Here is a 17,265-nt window from a genome sequence, read left to right as displayed (position 1 = left end):
CCCGTTTTCCGTGAATGTGAAGTGAGTCTCTGCCAGGTCAAGGGAGGAGGTCTTGGGGCCAGGGGGACTGGGTGGATCTGTGCAGACTACGGAGTGCGTCCGAAGATCCACTGCCGGCGGTCACTTAGGAGCGAAGGCTTTCCTGAGCTTCTTAGTGAACGGCCAGGCAGTTAGCAGAGGAGAAACGCAGTAGCAAGCAGATCCACCCAGTCCCCCTGGCCCCAAGACCTCCTCCCTTGACCGTCCGTCTGCGACGCTGCGCTGGCCGACTATTTTATCTCGAACTTTACATACACAAAACTATAATTTTATTGACAAATATATCGTCAGCTGATATATTATAATATATCGATTGACGATATATTTGATATACGATAGATTGGAGGACGATAGGTGTGGAAAACGGTATTGTACTGACAGAAGCCTGGTATTATATTCTGTTAGCTGTAAGGTGTCCCAAACATGGATACGGCATTATACAGGAAGTGGCCGATATTACCTGCGGGAGGGTGAGTTTAGGCCCCGGAACCTTATATGGGGCCATTAACTCTATGCTGACAAAGGGATGGGTGAGGCTGTACAGTGAGGATAAGACGTCCAGGAAAAAGAAAGAGTATGTGATAACAGAGACAGGAAAAGAAATATTTGGAAGAGAAGTAGACAGACTGCAGGAAATGCTGGACAATGCGAAAAGAATGGGGGAAGGGGAATGAAAAAGTTTAAGTGGTACTACGATAAGGATGCAGAAGAGATATGGCTGAATGAGATGGTTAACCAAGGCTGGGCACTGGAGCATTACTTCCTGGGTGTATATACCTTTGTTCCCTGTGAACCGGGACAGTACATTTACCAGATTGATCTGATGCCCAGTACTTCTGCCGGTGCCCGGGACTTTAAGGAATTTATGGAGGACAGCGGTATTGAGGTGGTAGAACAGTGGAGCCAGTGGGTTTATCTGAGAAAAGATGCCCAAGACGGGGGATTTGAACTGTATACCGATGATTCCTCGAGAGTGGTACAGTATAAAAGAATAAGAAATTTCTTTACGTACATTATGATAGTGGAAGTGATAGTTGTGTTTCTTCAACTCAATGCTGCAGTTCAGACCGGTTCCTATATTTTCGGGGGAACAACGGTTTGTTTTGGACTGTTGCTTATTGTTCTGCTGAGAATTATTTGGAAATGCCAGTGGAAGATCGAGGAACTGGAAAAACGGAGAAACGGATAGTATGTTTATCTCTGGAGATAAGCAAAAAGGCATTGTTTTTTCCTCTTTGGGAGGCTATAATTAAGGGTGCTGACAAAAAGAGAATAAAGAAAAAGGGAAAAAACAAATGGTAAATTTTATTATTAACGGTTCGGTACCGACAGTGATGTTTCTGGGCATACTCTTTGCATTTTTTGCTACCTGCTTTTGCACGGCGAAGTTTCATCCCTTGCTGCCGAAGGATATAGGAAGGGATTTTGCCCATGACGGTAAGTTGTCCGCGGGGAAGCCGAGAGGGGCCGGATTCATATTTATATTGGTATTTGCCGCATCCGGGCTGATCTTTGCAAGGCTGAGCGGGGAGCTTGTCATTTACATTATTTTAGTAGTGGCAGCTATGATGATGGGCTTTTTAGATGATGCATCTAAGGTGCCCTGGGGAGAATATAAAAAGGGATTTCTGGATTTTGTGATTGCGGCTATGGTGGCGGTAACGTTTTTAAACTATAATTCTAATAAAGTGGAGATTATGATTACCGGGACAACCATTACAATTCCTGCTGTCTTATTTGGAATTCTGACAGTCATCTTGGTATGGGCATCCATAAATGTTACTAATTGCTCCGACGGGGTGGACGGTCTTTCAGGAACCCTGACGCTGGTTACCATTATCAGCATCTATATTATTGATATTATAAAAGGGAAGAATGATGATTTCAGTTATCTGATATTGCTGTTCGCGGTCTGTATCCTGGGGTATTTGTGGTTTAATGCCACGCCCAGCAAACTGATGATGGGAGATGCAGGTTCCAGAGCCATGGGACTGTTTATCAGTATTGCAGTACTCAAGACAGGGAGTCCGTTTTTATACCTGTTGGTTGCACTGGTATTGATTCTTGACGGCGGTCTGGGGCTGCTAAAGGTGTCGCTGCTTAGGTTTTTAAAGATACGTATTTTGAAAAATGTGCGGACGCCCCTTCACGATCACGTGAGGAAGGTTTGGGGATGGTCCAATACGCAGACGGTATTCCGGTTTACTATAATACAGATCGTTATCTCAATGGCTGCGGTTTATTTAGTAATTATGAGAATGATATAATCAGTAAGTTATTATTAGGAAAGCTTTCATCCTTTACAGAGGATGGGAGCTTTCTGTGCTATAATGTGTTATACCAAGAGGCATACCCTAGTTCATTTTCTTTGGGCTGACACACGCCTTCGCTGTATGTAATAGCAAAGAATAATACACAAGAAGGATTGACATTATTGATAAAAGTAGTATTATAGTATTAAGAAGTAATACTACACAACAGTACATGAAGACAGTTCCGGGAGGTGCGCGTATGAATAATGATAAGATATTATCAGAGGTAATGGTTGAAAGACTGGCGGAGCAGATTTTAGATGTCAATCAGGGAGCGGGGGGATGGAGATTGAGCGTCAGATAGCAGAATGATTTAATGAAAGGAAGCGCGGCAGGAATGCGCTTCCTTTCTTGCACTTTGCATCTTTTTCCATTATTCAGCGACAGAATCAGCGTAAGATATTGAACAAGTAGTTTACCAGCAGCCAGTTCTGGCGGAAGGGCCGCATTAATTGCCAGTAGTCCACACCCCGAAAGCCATATTCTGTTACCAGGTTTAACTTAGCCAGGATGCTTCTCACATCCTCGAACCAAACGATATGCCCGACGCCATCTCTGGTGTACTCAAAAAACGGCGCCTGGGATATGTCATCGTACTGAATTGCTGCATTGTTCAAGGCGGCTATCTCAATGGCCTCGTGATTGCCTATGTTGGCAGCTTCCGTGACCCCGCGCACGAAGGGGAGAGGCCAGTCATAGCCATAGTTGGGGATTCCCATGGATATTTTGGCGGGAGTGATTTCGCTCACGGCGTAGTCAAGCACCTGTCTGACCTGGGGAATGGGGGCTACTGCCATGGGCGGACCGTAGGTATAGCCCCATTCATACGTCATGAGAAGCACAGTATTAGCAGCCTCCCCCAGCAGCCGGTAGTCAATTCCCTCGTACAGAAGTCCCGGCTGATCGGCAGATACTTTTGGGACCAGTGCTACGGAGACCATGACTCCGACGGCGTTCATCCTCCGGGTAAGATTCCTCACGAATTCTACATAGGGGATCCTGTCTTCTGCCCGTATAAACTCAAAATCCACATCAACCTCCTGGTAAGGTTTTTGGGCAACCGTCAGAAGCAGATTTTCTATGACTCTGTTCTGCACCTCCAGGTTATTGGTAACTAATGTAACCAGATTATTATCAAAGGTCCCGCTGGCTGAAAACGGGGTGAGCACTAAGACACACCGGGTATCAAATTCCTGAGCCATGGAAATCAGAGGCGCGTCGTCCACAGGAATCAATTCACCCTCCGGTGTAAATCCATAAGAAAAAATGGACAGAGCTGTCAGATAGGGAAGTGTCTGCCGAAGAAGGGGACGATTTATAAAAGGGTATGCGTAGCCATCTGTCTCCATACTTCCTGTTTTTTCACCATCATAACGAATTATGAGATATTCTCCGGAGACCAGGTAAGGCTGGTTCGACAAGAAGGGGTTATTGCGCAGAAGCTCAAGGGCAGAGATACCATACTGACTGGATATGGAACTGGGGGTATCCCCGGGGACAACCTCATGGATCAGTTCCGGTTTCAAAACAAGCAGTGCCTGCCCTACCACCAGATGACTCTGTTCATTCAGTTGATTGTCATAGGAGAGGCGGGAGGGAGAAACGCCGTACCGGGCTGCGATGGAGGCGATAGTATCCCCTGGGGCAACAATATGAATATCCATATAAATCCTTTTTCTTTTAATGTATGCAGCCATGTTTTTCTTATTGCATACCCGGGGGTAAATTCTGTTAGCGTGTAGTTTACCTTTAGAAGAGGAGGGCGTTGAAAGAAAGCATAAGTTCGAGTTGTGAATTAAGTATGTATGCAGAAGTTAAGAAGCAAAGACAAATAAAGGGATAAAATGACAAATTGTGTCTTAAATATAAAATAGTATGCTGATTAATTTAAAAAACTAATAAATCTAGTTTATTTTCTACACAAATACTCTGCACAATGTTAAAATGTCAATATTAAAGGAGGTTCCTTCTGGCGTTTGATATTATACGGAAAAAAGGAGTGAGAGTATGAAAAGAAATAGACTATACGTATTGGGCTGTGGGTTATTGTTAATTGTATCATGTATTGGGTCTGGAGCGGCAGGTGAGTTAGTATACGCCGGGGTACAGGATACTGTACAGTTAGAAGCTTCTGCTATTGTGGACACAATGACTGGCGTAGAGGAGCAGAATCTTGACAGCGGTGAGGGTAAAAGAAATACCCTTGGGGAGGAGGCACTCCCAGTGGAACAGCCGGGGGAAACAAAGGAAGTTTTGACAGATATGTATAATGAGAATGAGGCTGAGGGAGATACCTCTGAACCGGTTATAGAGGAGGATTTTTTAGATGTAGCGGTAGATGAAAGTCAATTGCATCTGGAGGTGAACCGTGCATTTCTGATAACCCTTGATGTGTCAAAGGGAGAGCCCCCGTATCAGATCTATGAGTATAACGGACCTGAATGGGCATTTGTCAGAGGCACAGAGATTTTAGGGACACCTAACGAACCTGGCGAGTACTCATTTTCATATAAAGTTAGAGATGCAAACGGGGAAACTTCCACAGAATTAGATGTTACGTTTGTGGTAGGCGAGGAAGTTGGAACCATACCTGAGGTAAAGCTACCGTCAGATGACGGGGTGGTAACTCTGGTAGTGGGAGAGGCATTTAAACTACCGCTGGAAGTAACAGGGGGAACACCACCTTTTACTTATGAGTTTCATGGAGCTCCTGACTGGATGAAGATAGATGGTGACTATCTCGTGGGTAAGCCGGACAAAGTATATGATGAGTTTTTAATTGGATTAGGGGTCGCAGACGCAAATAGCCTTGCAGGGAATGTCCGCGAATATACAATTAAAATGATTGAAAAAGAGCCGGAAAAATTGCCGGATGCTCAGGATGAGAAAAAGGGGTCTAATACTGCTGAAACGTCTTCTCACAAAATAGATGCGGTTCAAACCAGGGACGCGGCTCCTATCGGAAGGCTGGCCGTCACATTACTTGCTGCATATGCAGGTGCCATCGCCATTATAAAAGGGAAAAAGGGAACAGATAGGGGATGTAAATAAATAGTCTGAAAAAGGGAGGGGTGTGACATATCTTAGTCACACCCCTCTCTTTTCCAGAACATTTTTCTCCCCGCATTGAGAACAGTGATTCATTAAGCCGCACGCTTAAGCTTTCTTCTTTACAGGAATCCAAATCTCACTATAGTAACTCTCGTCCTGGACACCATTAGGATATTTGGAAGGATCGTGATACATCTCAATATTATACCCGGCGGCAAACTCGTAGTCTTTGCAGTTGGGCAGCCATTCAGAGAAAATTTTTCTGCATACCTCCTGCATAGCATTTGGCATACTCCCTCTGCAGGGGAAGACCGCCCACGTAAATGCAGGAATCGTTTTCGTGATAAAGCCGTCCGGTACCTCTGTCCCTTCCTTGTAATCGTCCGCTATCAGGTATTCAAATTCCTTGCCGCCCATACTCTCATCAATGTTAACGCCGTATGTTCCGCATACGGTACTGCCCCCGCCGCTCTGATAGTGTTCCGTCCAGAAGTTCGGAATCGCTTCCGCTGCATTTTCATAGGGAAACTTTTTCCATGCGCCGATCACTGTAAATGCTTCCTTTTCAACAATCTTGTAATCCATAGTATAACCGCCTTTCAATGTGAATGATATTTTCAGAGGAGCGAAGGATTTGATCATAGCTCCGTCTTTTCGTACAGCCGTAGGTGTAACGCCGTGAAAACGTGTGAAAGCTTTCGTAAAGCTGTCGGGGGAATCATATCCATATTTCAGAGCAATGGTAATAATTTTTTCCTCTGTGGAAACAAGTTCGCTGCCGGCGCGTGTAAGCCTCCTCTGCCTGATATAATCGCTGACAGTAAATCCACAGAGCATAGAAAACCCCTTTTGAAAATAAAATGGCGAAATGAGTACCTTATCCGCAATTTTTTCGATGGTCAGGTCATCGGTAAGATTATCTTCGATGTAACTGATCGCTTTACTGATACTTTCTATCCATTCCATAGCATTTCCTCCCTTGTCTGTGTATCCATCTTATCACTGGAAAAACAATTGTTCCCGATTTATCGTGCTTTCTTCTGTCCGAAAGATAACATAAAGATATAGTACCATATTTATCGTAACTTTATGTAGGGACTTTGTGCTGTCATTATAACCGGTTTAGGGATACAATACAAAATATCCATACTGCAGAGCCGCTGCACTTGCATTATAGTGTATCTTCTGAGTATACTTACGGTAGCCCATGGGCATAAAATAGCAAAACAGAAAGGATAGTTAGGTATGACATTAGAGGAACAGAAAGCGCGAATGATATCTGGAAAGATGTATAATGACCAGACAGAGGAGCTGATCGAGGCAAGAAAAGAAACGGTATTCCTGACCGATGAATACAACCGTACCTATGGCCAGCCCCAAGAGGCAAGGGAGGCTGTTTTAAAAAGACTGCTGGGGGAGATGGGGGAAAATGTATTTTTTGAACCTTCATTACGCTGTGAATTCGGATTCCATATCAAGATTGGAAATAATTTTTATGCAAACTTTGACTGTGTTATGCTGGACGGCGGTGGAATCGAAATTGGAGATAATGTACTGTTTGGTCCCAGGGTTGGGATTTATACTACACGGCACGCCTTTGACCCGGAAGAACGGGCCGCGGGAGCCTGTTTCGCGAAGCCTGTTACAATAGGCAGCAACGTTTGGATAGGAGGAGGTGTACATATTGATCAGGGAGTAACCATAGGGGATAACGCCATTATAGGGGCTGGGAGCGTAATTACCAGAGATGTGCCGGCGAATGTTGTGGCCGCAGGGGTTCCCTGCAGGGTCATACGGGAATTAACAGAGGAAGAGAAAACGGACTATTTTGAAATACTGAAAAGGGAATACGGAGCCATATAATCTTTGTAAATCCTCTCCAGCCATGATAAAATTAAGAAAAACACAATGGGAGGACAACGTTTTGTATTATAAATCATACGGCAATACAGGTATAAAAGTCTCAGCTGTAGGTCTGGGTACCATGCGGTACGACGCAGAGGACATTAGGGCCGGCCGGCTGGAAAAATGTGCGGAGATTCCTCTTTATGCTTTTGAAAAGGGGATTAACTACTGGGATACCGCGCCCAATTACTGCGAGGACAAAAGTGAGATTGTAACGGGTATGGCCTTGTCTCAGATAAAAAGAAGCCAGGTGTATGTGACTTCAAAGACAAACTTCAGCACCCTGGGCACAGAGAAGCCGGACAGGATGCTGTTCCGCAGAAGGCTTGAAATGTCCCTTCAGCGTCTGAAGACAGACTATATTGATTTCTACCATATGTGGTGCATGCTGAATCTGGAATCCTGGGAGAAGCACATGGAGGTTCTTTACCGCTTTTTTGAGGAGGCAAAGGCAGAGGGACTGATCCGCAATATTGTATTTTCCTCCCATATGCAGGGAAATGATATTGAGACTGTAGTAGAGAGCGGGAAATTCAGAGGAATGCTCATCGGCTACAACGCGCTGAATTACCGGTTCCGCCAGAGTGGGATTGAAAAGGCATATGAAAACGGCATGGGAGTGGTGGTAATGAACCCTCTGGGCGGAGGACTCATCCCTCAGAACCCCAAGGCATTTTCCTATCTGACAGAGGGAACGGAGCTGACGGTACCCCAGGCAGCTTTGCGTTTTGTGGCATCTCACAGGGAAATCACAGTTGCACTGGCAGGATGTACCACAAAAGCTCATATAGACGATGCGGTAAAAGCGGTGGAGAACCTGGAGGAAAGGCCGGCGAAAGAGGTAGCCCGCAGGTTTGAGGAAAAAGGAATTGCCCTGAATAACCTTTGCACCGGATGTGGCTACTGCAAAGGATGTCCGAAAGACATTGAGATTCCAAAATACATGGATGCCTATAATCAGAAGATCCTCACCGGGAAGGTAGAGGAGATTAACCGAAGATTCCGGTTCCATTGGGATGTAGACAAAAAACTGGCGGCAGAGTGTGTGGCCTGCGGGAAATGTGAAGAGCAGTGTACCCAGCATCTTCCTATTATTGAACGGATGAGGGAGATTGCCAATTTGACAGACAGTACAGAGGCATAGAAGAAGGCCCCCTTCTGCGGGAAGACGCTCCTGGGCGTCCCCGTGAGAAGAGGGGCTTATGTATATTCTTTTTACATCTTCTTGAACACATCAAAGATCGTATTGTAGTCCTTTTTATCCTTGCCTGACTGCGGGGTATCTTTATATTCTTCCCACTTGGTATCCCCCCTGCCGAGCACATTATAAGTATGGCTCTGCCCGTCGGAGGAGTCAGAAGCGCTTAAAGTGTTCTCTTCTATGGTGACATATCCGGCCGTATAAGTTCCCCGGGAAGAATTATACCGCAGCACTTTGACTTTGTCTCCCGGATTCTTGGAAGTAATATCCTCTGTTGTCCAGTAAAAATAATAATTTCCATTGCCCATACCCTGGAGAGACCAGGTCTGGACTCCTGCCTGAGAGGCGCTGAATCCCGCCTGTCCCAAAGCGCTTAGGATCTGTTCGTAGCTTTTCCCAGTCCCGGACGTGGAATCTATATGTTTTTTCTGATCTGCATAGTTTTTTATCAGACCGGCGATTTCGGAGTTATTGGATATTACATGAGAAAGCGCCTCATTCATATTAAAATTATAGTTTTTATCGTGCTCCCGGCAGAATATAACAATGGTTCCGTCAGAACCTCTGCTTACCTCATAGGCGCCGCCTTGCTTGCACTTGTACTCAGACTTGTCTGCTAATTCCTGAAGTTCTCTGGTGTCATAGTAGCCGTCTGCCTGTTTGGTATAAATTTCTTCTGCGGTCAGATCTCTCAGAAGCTGGGCTTTATTGGCATTACAGGCAGTTATTGCCGCTTTTTTGATATAGCCGGTAAGTGCAGGGATGAGAAAGGCCAGCAGGATACCTACTATGACCAGAACGACGATTACTTCAACCAGAGTAAATCCCCGGTTATGCGGCTTTTTCTTCATAGTGACTTCCTTTCCAAACAATTCTGTTTTTATTATACCTCCAGTGACTCTATTAGACTAGTATAAAACCACAAAAAAAGATGCGATATTATATTTCATGAGATTGTACCAGGTGTTCAAATAGGTTATACTTTGAGTTAAGTTAGAATCATAAAGAAAAGGGGTCTTAGCATGAATGTAGTGATTGGGATTGACACCGGGGGAACTTATACGGATGCAGCTGTCCTGAACGAAGAGACCAGAGAGGTTCTGGCGTCGGCAAAGGCACTGACCACAAAGGATAACCTGGAAACGGGAATTGAAAACGCGCTGGGGCAGGTACCGGAGGAATACCTCAGAGACTGTAAAATGGTGGCTTTATCCACAACGCTGGCCACAAATGCATGTGTGGAGAAGAAATATGGAAAGGCAAAACTGATTCTCTTTGGAACAGATAAGGAGTCTGCCTTAAGAATTACGGCTCAACTGGGGGCAATACCTCCGGGAGATCTGCTCTGCATTGATACGAAGACAAAGTTTTCCGGGGAGATCCCCTGCATGCCGGACTGGGAGGAATTTGCCGGGATGGTACGGGAGGAGTGCGGCGGCTGTGATGTAATAGCAGTCAGCGAAGTTTATACCGCACAGACCGGTTCGGTTCTGGAACGGAAGGCCAGGGATATCATCCAGTCAGTTCTGGGGAAAACCGTTGTCTGCGGATATGAGCTTTTCGAAGAGCTGGGATTTATAAAGCGGGGGCTGGGCGCATATCTGAACGGTAAATTAATTCCTTTGATTGACGAGTTTCTGAGGGCAGTAAAGGGTGTTATGGGAAGACTGGGGATTGACTGTCCCGTTTCCATTGTGCGCAGCGACGGGACGCTGATGTCGGTGGAGTACACCAGACTTCATCCTATTGAAACGCTTCTGTGCGGCCCTGTGGCAAGTGTAACGGGGGCTGGGGGGCTGACAAGAGAGAAGGATGCCTATGTGATTGACATGGGAGGGACAACTTCAGATATCGCAATCCTAAGAGGCGGTGCCCCGTCCATTGTGCGCGGGGGAATTACTATCGGGGACTGGAAGACGTTTGTGAAGGGCGTGTACATAGACACCTTCGGACTGGGAGGGGACAGCGAAGTCAAGTTTCAGGATAACGAGCCGGTGATCATGGATGGCAGAGTAATCCCTATCTGCATTCTGGCATCGGAATATCCCCAGATTTGTGAGGAATTGAGTGCCCTGAGAAACAGTGAGTGGCAGATATCCAATCATGCTCATGAGTATTATAAGCTTACAAAACCAGTGCAAAGCATCAGCAGCTTTCCGACTCATGAAAGAGATATAATCTGCGCACTGGAGACAAAGCCTATGTCTATGAGACAGCTTGCCAGGACGCTAAAGATGAGTGTCAGTGATCTGCGTCTTGGCAGTCTTGAAAGCAGAGGAATCATTATGAAGTCAGGGCTTACCCCTACGGATATTATGCATGTGAGAGGGGAGTTTACAGACCACGATACCCAGGCTGCTCAGAACCTGGCAGTTTATCTGGCTCATATTCACGGCTGGACGCTGGATGATCTCTGTGAAAAGATTTACGACAGGGTAAAGTTTAAAATGTACCGGAATATAGTCAGGGCGGCCATGGTGAGAAAATACAGTGAGGCGGCAAGAGATGGTCTGGGCGGGGTGCTGGAACAGATGATAGCCTGTCAGTGGGAGGAGGCAAAAGGGGAGAAAAAAGGACAGGAATGTCCCGGCGGCATGGAATTCAGAGCTCTCTTCCGGCTGGAGTATCCGCTCATAGGAATTGGCGGTCCTGTCAAGGTATTCACAGAGGATGTGGCAAAAGCACTCCAGACCCGGGCGGTGATTCCTGAGAATTTCAGAGTTGCCAATGCTATAGGGGCAGCAATCTGTAATATGGAAGTAACGGCTCAGGCTATGGTGACTTACGTGTATGACAACGGGGGCGCTGTGACCCACCTTCGGGTCAGCTCCAAAGGAGAGGCAGTTATCTTCGAACCCAAAGAGGACGAAAAGGCCTGTGCGCTGGCAGAAAAGCTTGCGGTAAGACGAGCGGAGGAGGAGGCTTTGGAGCGTGGGTATGAAAAGGAAAGACTTGAGATCCAGGTAGAACGTACGGACAAATACTTTATCGGCTTTGGAGGCATTATGGAAACTCTTTTTGTGGCATGTGCTAAATAATAAAGGCGTAAGTATTGACAAAGCCGGATATTTTTCATAAGATATATAAAATACTCTTTGCACTGCATAAATCTACAGTACAAACTGAGCAGGCGATAAATGGATATTCCATTTGTGGGGCCGGGTCGCGTGTATGCGACAGCAGATGTAAGCAGCATCTGTGGGACAGTAGTTTACTAATATTGTTCCGCAGGTGTTTTTTTATTACATAGGAAACTTCGTTCCGTATGTAATAAAAAAAACTCCGGGGGAACACACTGCGGCGGAAAGGAAGATGCTGCATGCGACAGCCCGCCGCAGGCGGAGATTGCGCTTTCGCGCAATCTTTCTTGTACCCTCGCGGTGAACAAAGCAACAGGTTTTTGCGTGGCGGCTCAGCCGCCGGTGCCATAGAGCTATCTTATTCACAAAGAGAATGGAGGTAACTATTATGGAACGAAGGAATAAGGGAAACACTAACGAAGGTTCAAAAGAAAAAGGGATAGCAATGAAAGTATCCAGGGTCAGTATCGGGGTTAATGTGATCCTGTCCCTTTTTAAATTATTGGCTGGAATTGCCGCCCACTCAGGGGCCATGATCTCAGACGCCGTGCACTCCGCATCCGATGTATTCGGAACCTTTATCGTGATGATAGGCGTTACTGTAGCAGATAAGAAATCAGACAAAGAACACCCTTACGGACATGAACGTCTGGAGTGTGTGGCATCTATTCTGCTTGCTGTGATTCTTATGCTTATAGGGCTGGGCATCGGAATCGGGGGGATACAGAAAATCATACACCGTGACAAAGGAACTCTGGTGGTGCCCGGCGTTTTGGCACTGATCGCAGCAGTGCTTTCCATTATCGTGAAAGAATGGATGTACTGGTACACCAGAGCTGCCGCCAAAAAGATTAATTCAGGGGCACTTATGGCAGAGGCCTGGCATCACAGATCCGATGCGCTCTCCTCGGTAGGCGCATTCATCGGCATACTTGGCGCCAGGCTGGGGGCACCCATTCTGGATCCCATTGTCAGCGTGGGAATTTGTATCTGTATAGGAAAGGCCGCAGTCGACATCTTCAGAGATGCCATGGATAAAATGGTAGACAAATCCTGCGACGAGGAAACCATCCGAAACATGGAGTCCGCCATCATCTCTACTCCGGGGGTAGAGGGCATCGATCTCCTCCGCACCAGAATGTTTGGCGCCAAAGTATACGTGGATATCGAGATCTCTGCCAACGGAGATATGACCCTGAACGACTCCCACAAAATTGCGGAATCTGTCCACGACACCATAGAGCAGGAATTTCCCCAGGTAAAACACTGCATGGTCCATGTAAATCCAACCAATCCCACCAATCAAATAGCAGCCATGCACTTAATCTAGTGCTGGCTGCTAATCTACAAAAGAACATTCCCTACGCCCTGCTCCACAGGATGATACCATTGGCCTTCAGCCAATACTCCTGATACTCATATTCAGGCATCATACTTTCCAATACTTCCCTTGTGGAATACATTCCCTTCAGGAGCTGTGCCAGTTCCAGAATCACCACATAATCCTGCACAGGCTCCGGCGCCAGAAGAAGCCGCCAGTTAAACTGCAATTCCCCTTTTTTGCTGCAGCTTCCCCATTTGGAACGCTTCTCCATGATCGTGATTCTGTTATATGTAACTCCCATGATTTCCGCATAATAGCTGGATTTCTCCTCAAAGAGCTCTGCCGCGGCTTCGTAGTAATAAGAACGCTCTTTTCTGGTAAAGGGCTGGGCATTGATATACCAGGCCTCTGCCTTTTTCTGCTCCGTTTTCCTGGTAATCCAGCCTTCTTTAAAACGGACAAACTGCCGGATTCTTCGTCTTGAGTATTTTTTAGGCGCTTTTACAAGGACAGTGCCTTCTTCTGTGGTCTGTATGGCCAGAGTTGTCCTGTTGCTGTAAATCAATTGGTATTCCATTTTTATTTCCCCTTTATCTAATCTTATCCTCCTTATATTGTCCAGATTCTTAGACCTGTATCTTAAGTAATAAATGGTCTGCATTTATTATACTGAAAAAGGCCGGAATTTGCCATAGAAACTTATGCAATATCATGTATAAAAGTCCCGAACCGGGTGATATTTACTATATTATATTAGTATGGACATGTCTATACTTTTTGTGTGAGACGGGGAATTCCTCTTGACGTACAGGTAAAAATGGTTATAATAATCTGAGAGCCCGAGATACTTTACAAGAAATGGACAGCACCTGCCATGAAAAGAATCATAAGTAAAAGAGAAAACAGAAGCCTATACTGGACAGGGTGGGCGTTGCTGGCGGCGTGTACCGGAATCGTTCTGGCCGCAAGATGGCTGCATATCAGCTATTCGGATTATAGTCTTCCCTGCATTTTTCACAGATATACGGGATATTACTGTCCTGGGTGCGGGGGAACAAGGGCTGCAATTGCTCTGTCTCACGGAAGGCTGGTACAGGCGTTATGGTACCATCCTCTGGTGCCTTATGCGGCAGTATTGTATGTTTGGTTTATGGTATCCAATACCATAGAGATACTGTCGGGGAACAGGTGGAAGATTGGGATGAGGTTCAGAGAGGGATATCTGTATACTGCACTGGGTATCCTTGCTGTGAACTGGATTTTTAAAAATATTCTGCTGGCTGTGTGGGGTATACAGCTGTAATACAAAAGGGAAAGGACACCGTCCTTTCCCTTTTTGAAATCACTCTATATCTCATGTTCCTTGTACTGGTGATAATACTCTTCGCCGTTATCGTAATACTCTCCGCCGTCAAAGAAGTCATCATAATAATCATAGTAGTCGTCATAGGCTCCATCCCCGTCAGGTACGCCGTAGGTATCTGGGGGAGTGGAGGATCCGCCGCCTGCTTCCGGAACCGTCCCTTTGCCATTGTTGTAGAAGTAATCGTACAGATATTGCTCCATCTCCTGCTGAGAGTCAAAGGTTAGGTCTCCGTTCATTAGCTGCTCCATAACCGTAAAGAACTTCTGACCGTCGGTGGTGGTTAAGAAGCTGGTGACAGAGACAAAAACAAGGATTAGGCAGAGACTGAAGCCGCCGATGGACAGACCAAGTCCTACTTTTGCATTGCTGGCCATGCGGGATCCGCCCCTTGAGAGCAGGGCCAGAATAATTCCCAGGGCTCCGAAGAACAGGGAACCGCCGCAGCAGGCAAATACGATAGAACATATGCCCAGAACCAATGCGGCCGTGGCCAGGCCTTCTGAATGATTTTGAAGCCCGGACATCTGCTGGCTGGAGTTGGAATAAGAAGGGCCGTTTTGAAAGCCGCCGGGCATATGATTGTAATCCATGAAAAGGACCTCTCTTTCGTTTCTAATCCCATTTATTGTATCATGTTACTTTCATTGTATCAAGCGTAACTCTAATCCCCCACACCGAAATCAGTTTTTTCATAGAGAACCTCTATCTGGGGATCACAAAGAAGGTGTCGGTATTTGTCCATAAACCATTCCACCAGTTCCGGATCCCGCTTTACCTCTGTACTGTTATTGGTAAAAATATTAATCGTGCCCCGAGGAAAGTATTTCTTCAGTATAGTAATATCATTCGTGATCATCTCCCTGGTCTGTCCCTTTATCCCCACCATAAGACAGGGTGAATCAAAATACCGGCTGACCTCTTCCGGAGAACGGAAATCGGCATGCTTGTTCAGATAGTGCTCCCTGAAATCGTAGTCGAATGTCTCTACCCCAATCTTATAGACAATAGGAATACCCATATAGTCTCTCAGCTCCTGCAGGCGGTTCCGGTACATCCAGTGGGCCTCAAAAAACAGCCGGTGAATCCCTTTCTCCCGGACAACTGTTCGGATTAGGGCGAGGGTTTCCACGGGCAGCTCAAAACAGCTGCCGGAGTTGATAACCTCCAGTACCCCGAACCCACCGGTTACCCGTGAGAGAACGCTGGCGTTCAAGGTCAGCATTTCGTTTTTATCCAGGGTATTGTCTTCAATAAAGTCACAGAAACGGCATTTTCCCCAGGCGCAGGGCCGGGATTTCAACAGGACGATTTCTCTCTTATTTTTGTTGGTGATACGGTTATAGCGTTCCACGGTGCCCATCCCCTTTCTGCAATAGATATTTCACAGAGCCGGGAAGAAGCGGGAGGACAGCCAGAGCTGCCGCCATGACAATAGCCCGGTCCGCATAATCTGTTGCTGCCTGTACCAGGAAGACTGATAGGGTGAGATTTGCGCCCATCCCATGAAGGAGCTGCACCAGCAGAGTGGATCCCGAGGAGGTAATCCCTCCGAACAGCAGAGCTGTGACAGTGGCACTCACTGCTGTTCCGGGCAGTGAGACAAACAAAGAGGCGGGCAGTATCTTCCGGCCCTTTGGCGTAAAGCGCTTGAATACAAGTCCTGCGGCAAAGCCGGTGATTAGCTGTACCGGAATATAGTATAGTGCGTAAATATCGCTGGTTATTCCGCAGAAAAGGCCGCTGATAAGCCCAGGCACCATGGCCCAGAATGGCCCGAACAGGGCAGCAGCCAGCATAGTTCCCAGAGTATCCAGATAAATAGGCAGACGCAGAACCAGGGCAACAGAGGCTCCTGCGGTATTGAGGCCGGCAGCCAAAGCCAGCAGACACAGCTGCAGTACGGTCATTTTTTTCATAAAAACCCGCCCCTTTCCTGGAAATCACAGGCAGGGTCCGGCGCCATTATCTGTGGGAGGACCGATTCCATCTGGCTTTCTTGTGCATGTATCACCCGCTGTAAGAAGAACTTTATAAAACCGAAGGCGTCTGTCTGTGTCAGGATAAAGCTGTTGTGGGGCTTTTTCCAAAAATCCATAGTATCAGACACGCTCTGCCCCATACAGATTCCCTCTGTCTCAATGGTCGTATAGCATGACAAACCGCTGCAGAGGCGGCGGTCAATAAAGTAGGCAACAGCCAGAGGATCGTTGATGACGCACCCAATGATTCCTTCCTGTTTCCAGTGAAAATCCATATAGAATCGGGTGATCGCTGCAATCCGGCTGCCCATGGAGGGATTTATGGACTGCATATACCAGAGAAGGCTGGGGGTGAGGACGATTTTCCGGGTGACATCCAGACCCACCATATGAATCCGTTTGCCTTTCAGCTGAGGCAGCCAGGCAAAGGCTTCGTATACAACCTTTGCGGCATGGGGGTCGCACCAGTAATTGTATTCAGCCACAGGGGAACAGTTTCCATGGCTTTTATAGCAGCCTCCCATCGATACGAATTCATCCAGCCCCTGCAGGCAGTCCGGGGCACAGGAAATAACTCTGGCGATATTGGTCAGAGGTCCCAGTGCAATGATAGATACTTGATCTGTTGTTTTCAGGGTTTCTGTAAGAAAAGAAACGGCTCCGGTCTTCGGGCGGGCAGCCGTTACAGAGGGGAAACCGGATTCCCCCAGACCATCCAGTCCATGGGTATCCATGGCATCTGTGTAATCCCGGGTCAGGGGCTTCTCTTCCCCCAGATACACCGGTATATCCGTACGTCCCATCCAGTCCAGGACTTTCAGGGCATTTTCGGCACCTTTTGCCGCGGGGACATTTCCGCAGACTACGGTAATCCCCAGAATATCCAGCTCCGGTGAAGCCAGTGCCAGCATCAGGGCCAGGGCATCATCGATACCGGGATCACAATCAATTATGACTCTTTTAGCATTCATTCTCCAATCTCCTTTACATTTTTAGTCTGCCGATGGC

General features: G+C 46.8%; 17 protein-coding genes and 1 riboswitch. Of the genes, 9 read left to right on the top strand and 8 right to left on the bottom strand.

Annotated elements, in window-relative coordinates:
* Positions 1–395: 395 nt before the first annotated feature.
* The 3 genes from GKG41_RS17825 to GKG41_RS17815 all read left to right on the top strand — a co-directional run bounded on the left by GKG41_RS17825 (position 396) and on the right by GKG41_RS17815 (position 2,306).
* On the top strand, positions 396–713 hold the full coding sequence (locus GKG41_RS17825) for a PadR family transcriptional regulator (protein WP_187143943.1): 318 nt from the start codon (positions 396–398) through the stop codon (positions 711–713).
* Positions 710–1,228, top strand: a complete 519-nt coding sequence (locus GKG41_RS17820; RefSeq protein WP_154261128.1) for a DUF2812 domain-containing protein — start codon at positions 710–712, stop codon at positions 1,226–1,228. The genes GKG41_RS17825 and GKG41_RS17820 overlap by 4 nt, the downstream gene beginning before the upstream one ends.
* A 106-nt stretch (positions 1,229–1,334) precedes the next feature.
* Entirely contained in the window at positions 1,335–2,306 is a 972-nt protein-coding gene (locus tag GKG41_RS17815; protein ID WP_154261126.1) for a phospho-N-acetylmuramoyl-pentapeptide-transferase, read from the top strand.
* Positions 2,307–2,740: 434 nt separating this feature from the next.
* Here GKG41_RS17815 and GKG41_RS17810 read toward each other — a convergent pair whose 3' ends face one another.
* Entirely contained in the window at positions 2,741–4,015 is a 1,275-nt protein-coding gene (locus GKG41_RS17810) for a LysM peptidoglycan-binding domain-containing protein (protein ID WP_154261124.1), read from the bottom strand.
* Between the two features lie 343 nt (positions 4,016–4,358).
* Here GKG41_RS17810 and GKG41_RS17805 point away from each other — a divergent pair, with 343 nt between their 5' ends.
* Positions 4,359–5,402, top strand: coding sequence for a hypothetical protein (locus GKG41_RS17805; protein WP_154261122.1), 1,044 nt, complete (start codon positions 4,359–4,361; stop codon positions 5,400–5,402).
* Between the two features lie 105 nt (positions 5,403–5,507).
* On the opposite strand, the gene GKG41_RS17800 is transcribed toward GKG41_RS17805, so the two are convergent.
* The gene (locus GKG41_RS17800; RefSeq protein ID WP_154261120.1) at positions 5,508–6,368 is read right to left on the bottom strand and encodes an AraC family transcriptional regulator; all 861 of its coding nucleotides are present in this window, start codon (positions 6,366–6,368) and stop codon (positions 5,508–5,510) included.
* Positions 6,369–6,647: 279 nt separating this feature from the next.
* On the opposite strand from GKG41_RS17800, the gene GKG41_RS17795 reads away from it, so the two are divergent.
* A complete protein-coding gene (locus GKG41_RS17795) occupies positions 6,648–7,265 on the top strand; it encodes a sugar O-acetyltransferase (protein WP_154261118.1) in 618 nt (205 codons plus the stop codon).
* Positions 7,266–7,326: 61 nt separating this feature from the next.
* Positions 7,327–8,451 carry an aldo/keto reductase gene (locus tag GKG41_RS17790; protein ID WP_154261116.1) on the top strand — a complete coding sequence of 375 codons (1,125 nt, stop codon included), beginning with the start codon at positions 7,327–7,329 and terminating at the stop codon, positions 8,449–8,451.
* 71 nt (positions 8,452–8,522) lie between these two features.
* On the opposite strand, the gene GKG41_RS17785 is transcribed toward GKG41_RS17790, so the two are convergent.
* Positions 8,523–9,359, bottom strand: coding sequence for a prepilin-type N-terminal cleavage/methylation domain-containing protein (locus GKG41_RS17785; RefSeq protein ID WP_154261114.1), 837 nt, complete (start codon positions 9,357–9,359; stop codon positions 8,523–8,525).
* A gap of 171 nt (positions 9,360–9,530) precedes the next feature.
* On the opposite strand from GKG41_RS17785, the gene GKG41_RS17780 reads away from it, so the two are divergent.
* Complete coding sequence (locus GKG41_RS17780; protein WP_154261112.1) at positions 9,531–11,546, top strand: hydantoinase/oxoprolinase family protein; 2,016 nt, start codon at positions 9,531–9,533, stop codon at positions 11,544–11,546.
* Between the two features lie 74 nt (positions 11,547–11,620).
* Positions 11,621–11,717: riboswitch (NiCo riboswitch) on the top strand.
* Positions 11,718–11,976: 259 nt separating this feature from the next.
* Entirely contained in the window at positions 11,977–12,918 is a 942-nt protein-coding gene (locus GKG41_RS17775) for a cation diffusion facilitator family transporter (RefSeq protein ID WP_154261110.1), read from the top strand.
* 31 nt (positions 12,919–12,949) lie between these two features.
* Here the strand turns inward: GKG41_RS17775 and GKG41_RS17770 are convergent, their stop codons facing one another.
* Entirely contained in the window at positions 12,950–13,489 is a 540-nt protein-coding gene (locus tag GKG41_RS17770; RefSeq protein ID WP_173015587.1) for a M48 family metallopeptidase, read from the bottom strand.
* A gap of 297 nt (positions 13,490–13,786) precedes the next feature.
* Between GKG41_RS17770 and GKG41_RS17765 the strand changes: the two genes are divergently transcribed.
* Positions 13,787–14,215 carry a DUF2752 domain-containing protein gene (locus GKG41_RS17765; protein WP_154261106.1) on the top strand — a complete coding sequence of 143 codons (429 nt, stop codon included), beginning with the start codon at positions 13,787–13,789 and terminating at the stop codon, positions 14,213–14,215.
* A 44-nt stretch (positions 14,216–14,259) separates the two neighbouring features.
* Here GKG41_RS17765 and GKG41_RS17760 read toward each other — a convergent pair whose 3' ends face one another.
* The 4 genes from GKG41_RS17760 to GKG41_RS17745 all read right to left on the bottom strand — a co-directional run bounded on the left by GKG41_RS17760 (position 14,260) and on the right by GKG41_RS17745 (position 17,228).
* A complete protein-coding gene (locus GKG41_RS17760) occupies positions 14,260–14,868 on the bottom strand; it encodes a DUF4190 domain-containing protein (protein ID WP_154261104.1) in 609 nt (202 codons plus the stop codon).
* 71 nt (positions 14,869–14,939) lie between these two features.
* Positions 14,940–15,629, bottom strand: coding sequence for a radical SAM protein (locus tag GKG41_RS17755; RefSeq protein ID WP_347563342.1), 690 nt, complete (start codon positions 15,627–15,629; stop codon positions 14,940–14,942).
* Positions 15,616–16,194 (bottom strand): ECF transporter S component, encoded by a 579-nt coding sequence (locus tag GKG41_RS17750; RefSeq protein ID WP_154261100.1) that lies wholly within the window; start codon positions 16,192–16,194, stop codon positions 15,616–15,618. Before GKG41_RS17750 ends, GKG41_RS17755 begins: the two co-directional genes overlap by 14 nt.
* Entirely contained in the window at positions 16,191–17,228 is a 1,038-nt protein-coding gene (locus GKG41_RS17745; RefSeq protein ID WP_154261098.1) for a nucleoside hydrolase, read from the bottom strand. Before GKG41_RS17745 ends, GKG41_RS17750 begins: the two co-directional genes overlap by 4 nt.
* Positions 17,229–17,265 lie beyond the last annotated feature (37 nt).

This window comes from Lactonifactor sp. BIOML-A5 (assembly GCF_009677585.1).
Lineage (GTDB): Bacteria > Bacillota > Clostridia > Lachnospirales > Lachnospiraceae > Lactonifactor.
The sequence above is the reverse complement of the archived record's forward strand: the minus strand, read 5'-3'. Positions and strand labels throughout refer to the sequence as shown.

Excerpts from the sequence above, each read along its gene's own strand:
- GKG41_RS17820 (WP_154261128.1), top strand. The coding sequence starts at position 710 with ATGAAAAAGTTTAAGTGGTACTACGATAAGGATGCAGAAGAGATATGG.
- GKG41_RS17815 (WP_154261126.1), top strand. The coding sequence starts at position 1,335 with ATGGTAAATTTTATTATTAACGGTTCGGTACCGACAGTGATGTTTCTG.
- GKG41_RS17810 (WP_154261124.1), bottom strand. The coding sequence starts at position 4,015 with ATGGATATTCATATTGTTGCCCCAGGGGATACTATCGCCTCCATCGCA.
- GKG41_RS17805 (WP_154261122.1), top strand. The coding sequence starts at position 4,359 with ATGAAAAGAAATAGACTATACGTATTGGGCTGTGGGTTATTGTTAATT.
- GKG41_RS17800 (WP_154261120.1), bottom strand. The coding sequence starts at position 6,368 with ATGGAATGGATAGAAAGTATCAGTAAAGCGATCAGTTACATCGAAGAT.
- GKG41_RS17795 (WP_154261118.1), top strand. The coding sequence starts at position 6,648 with ATGACATTAGAGGAACAGAAAGCGCGAATGATATCTGGAAAGATGTAT.
- GKG41_RS17785 (WP_154261114.1), bottom strand. The coding sequence starts at position 9,359 with ATGAAGAAAAAGCCGCATAACCGGGGATTTACTCTGGTTGAAGTAATC.
- GKG41_RS17780 (WP_154261112.1), top strand. The coding sequence starts at position 9,531 with ATGAATGTAGTGATTGGGATTGACACCGGGGGAACTTATACGGATGCA.
- GKG41_RS17775 (WP_154261110.1), top strand. The coding sequence starts at position 11,977 with ATGGAACGAAGGAATAAGGGAAACACTAACGAAGGTTCAAAAGAAAAA.
- GKG41_RS17770 (WP_173015587.1), bottom strand. The coding sequence starts at position 13,489 with ATGGAATACCAATTGATTTACAGCAACAGGACAACTCTGGCCATACAG.
- GKG41_RS17765 (WP_154261106.1), top strand. The coding sequence starts at position 13,787 with ATGAAAAGAATCATAAGTAAAAGAGAAAACAGAAGCCTATACTGGACA.
- GKG41_RS17760 (WP_154261104.1), bottom strand. The coding sequence starts at position 14,868 with ATGGATTACAATCATATGCCCGGCGGCTTTCAAAACGGCCCTTCTTAT.
- GKG41_RS17750 (WP_154261100.1), bottom strand. The coding sequence starts at position 16,194 with ATGAAAAAAATGACCGTACTGCAGCTGTGTCTGCTGGCTTTGGCTGCC.
- GKG41_RS17745 (WP_154261098.1), bottom strand. The coding sequence starts at position 17,228 with ATGAATGCTAAAAGAGTCATAATTGATTGTGATCCCGGTATCGATGAT.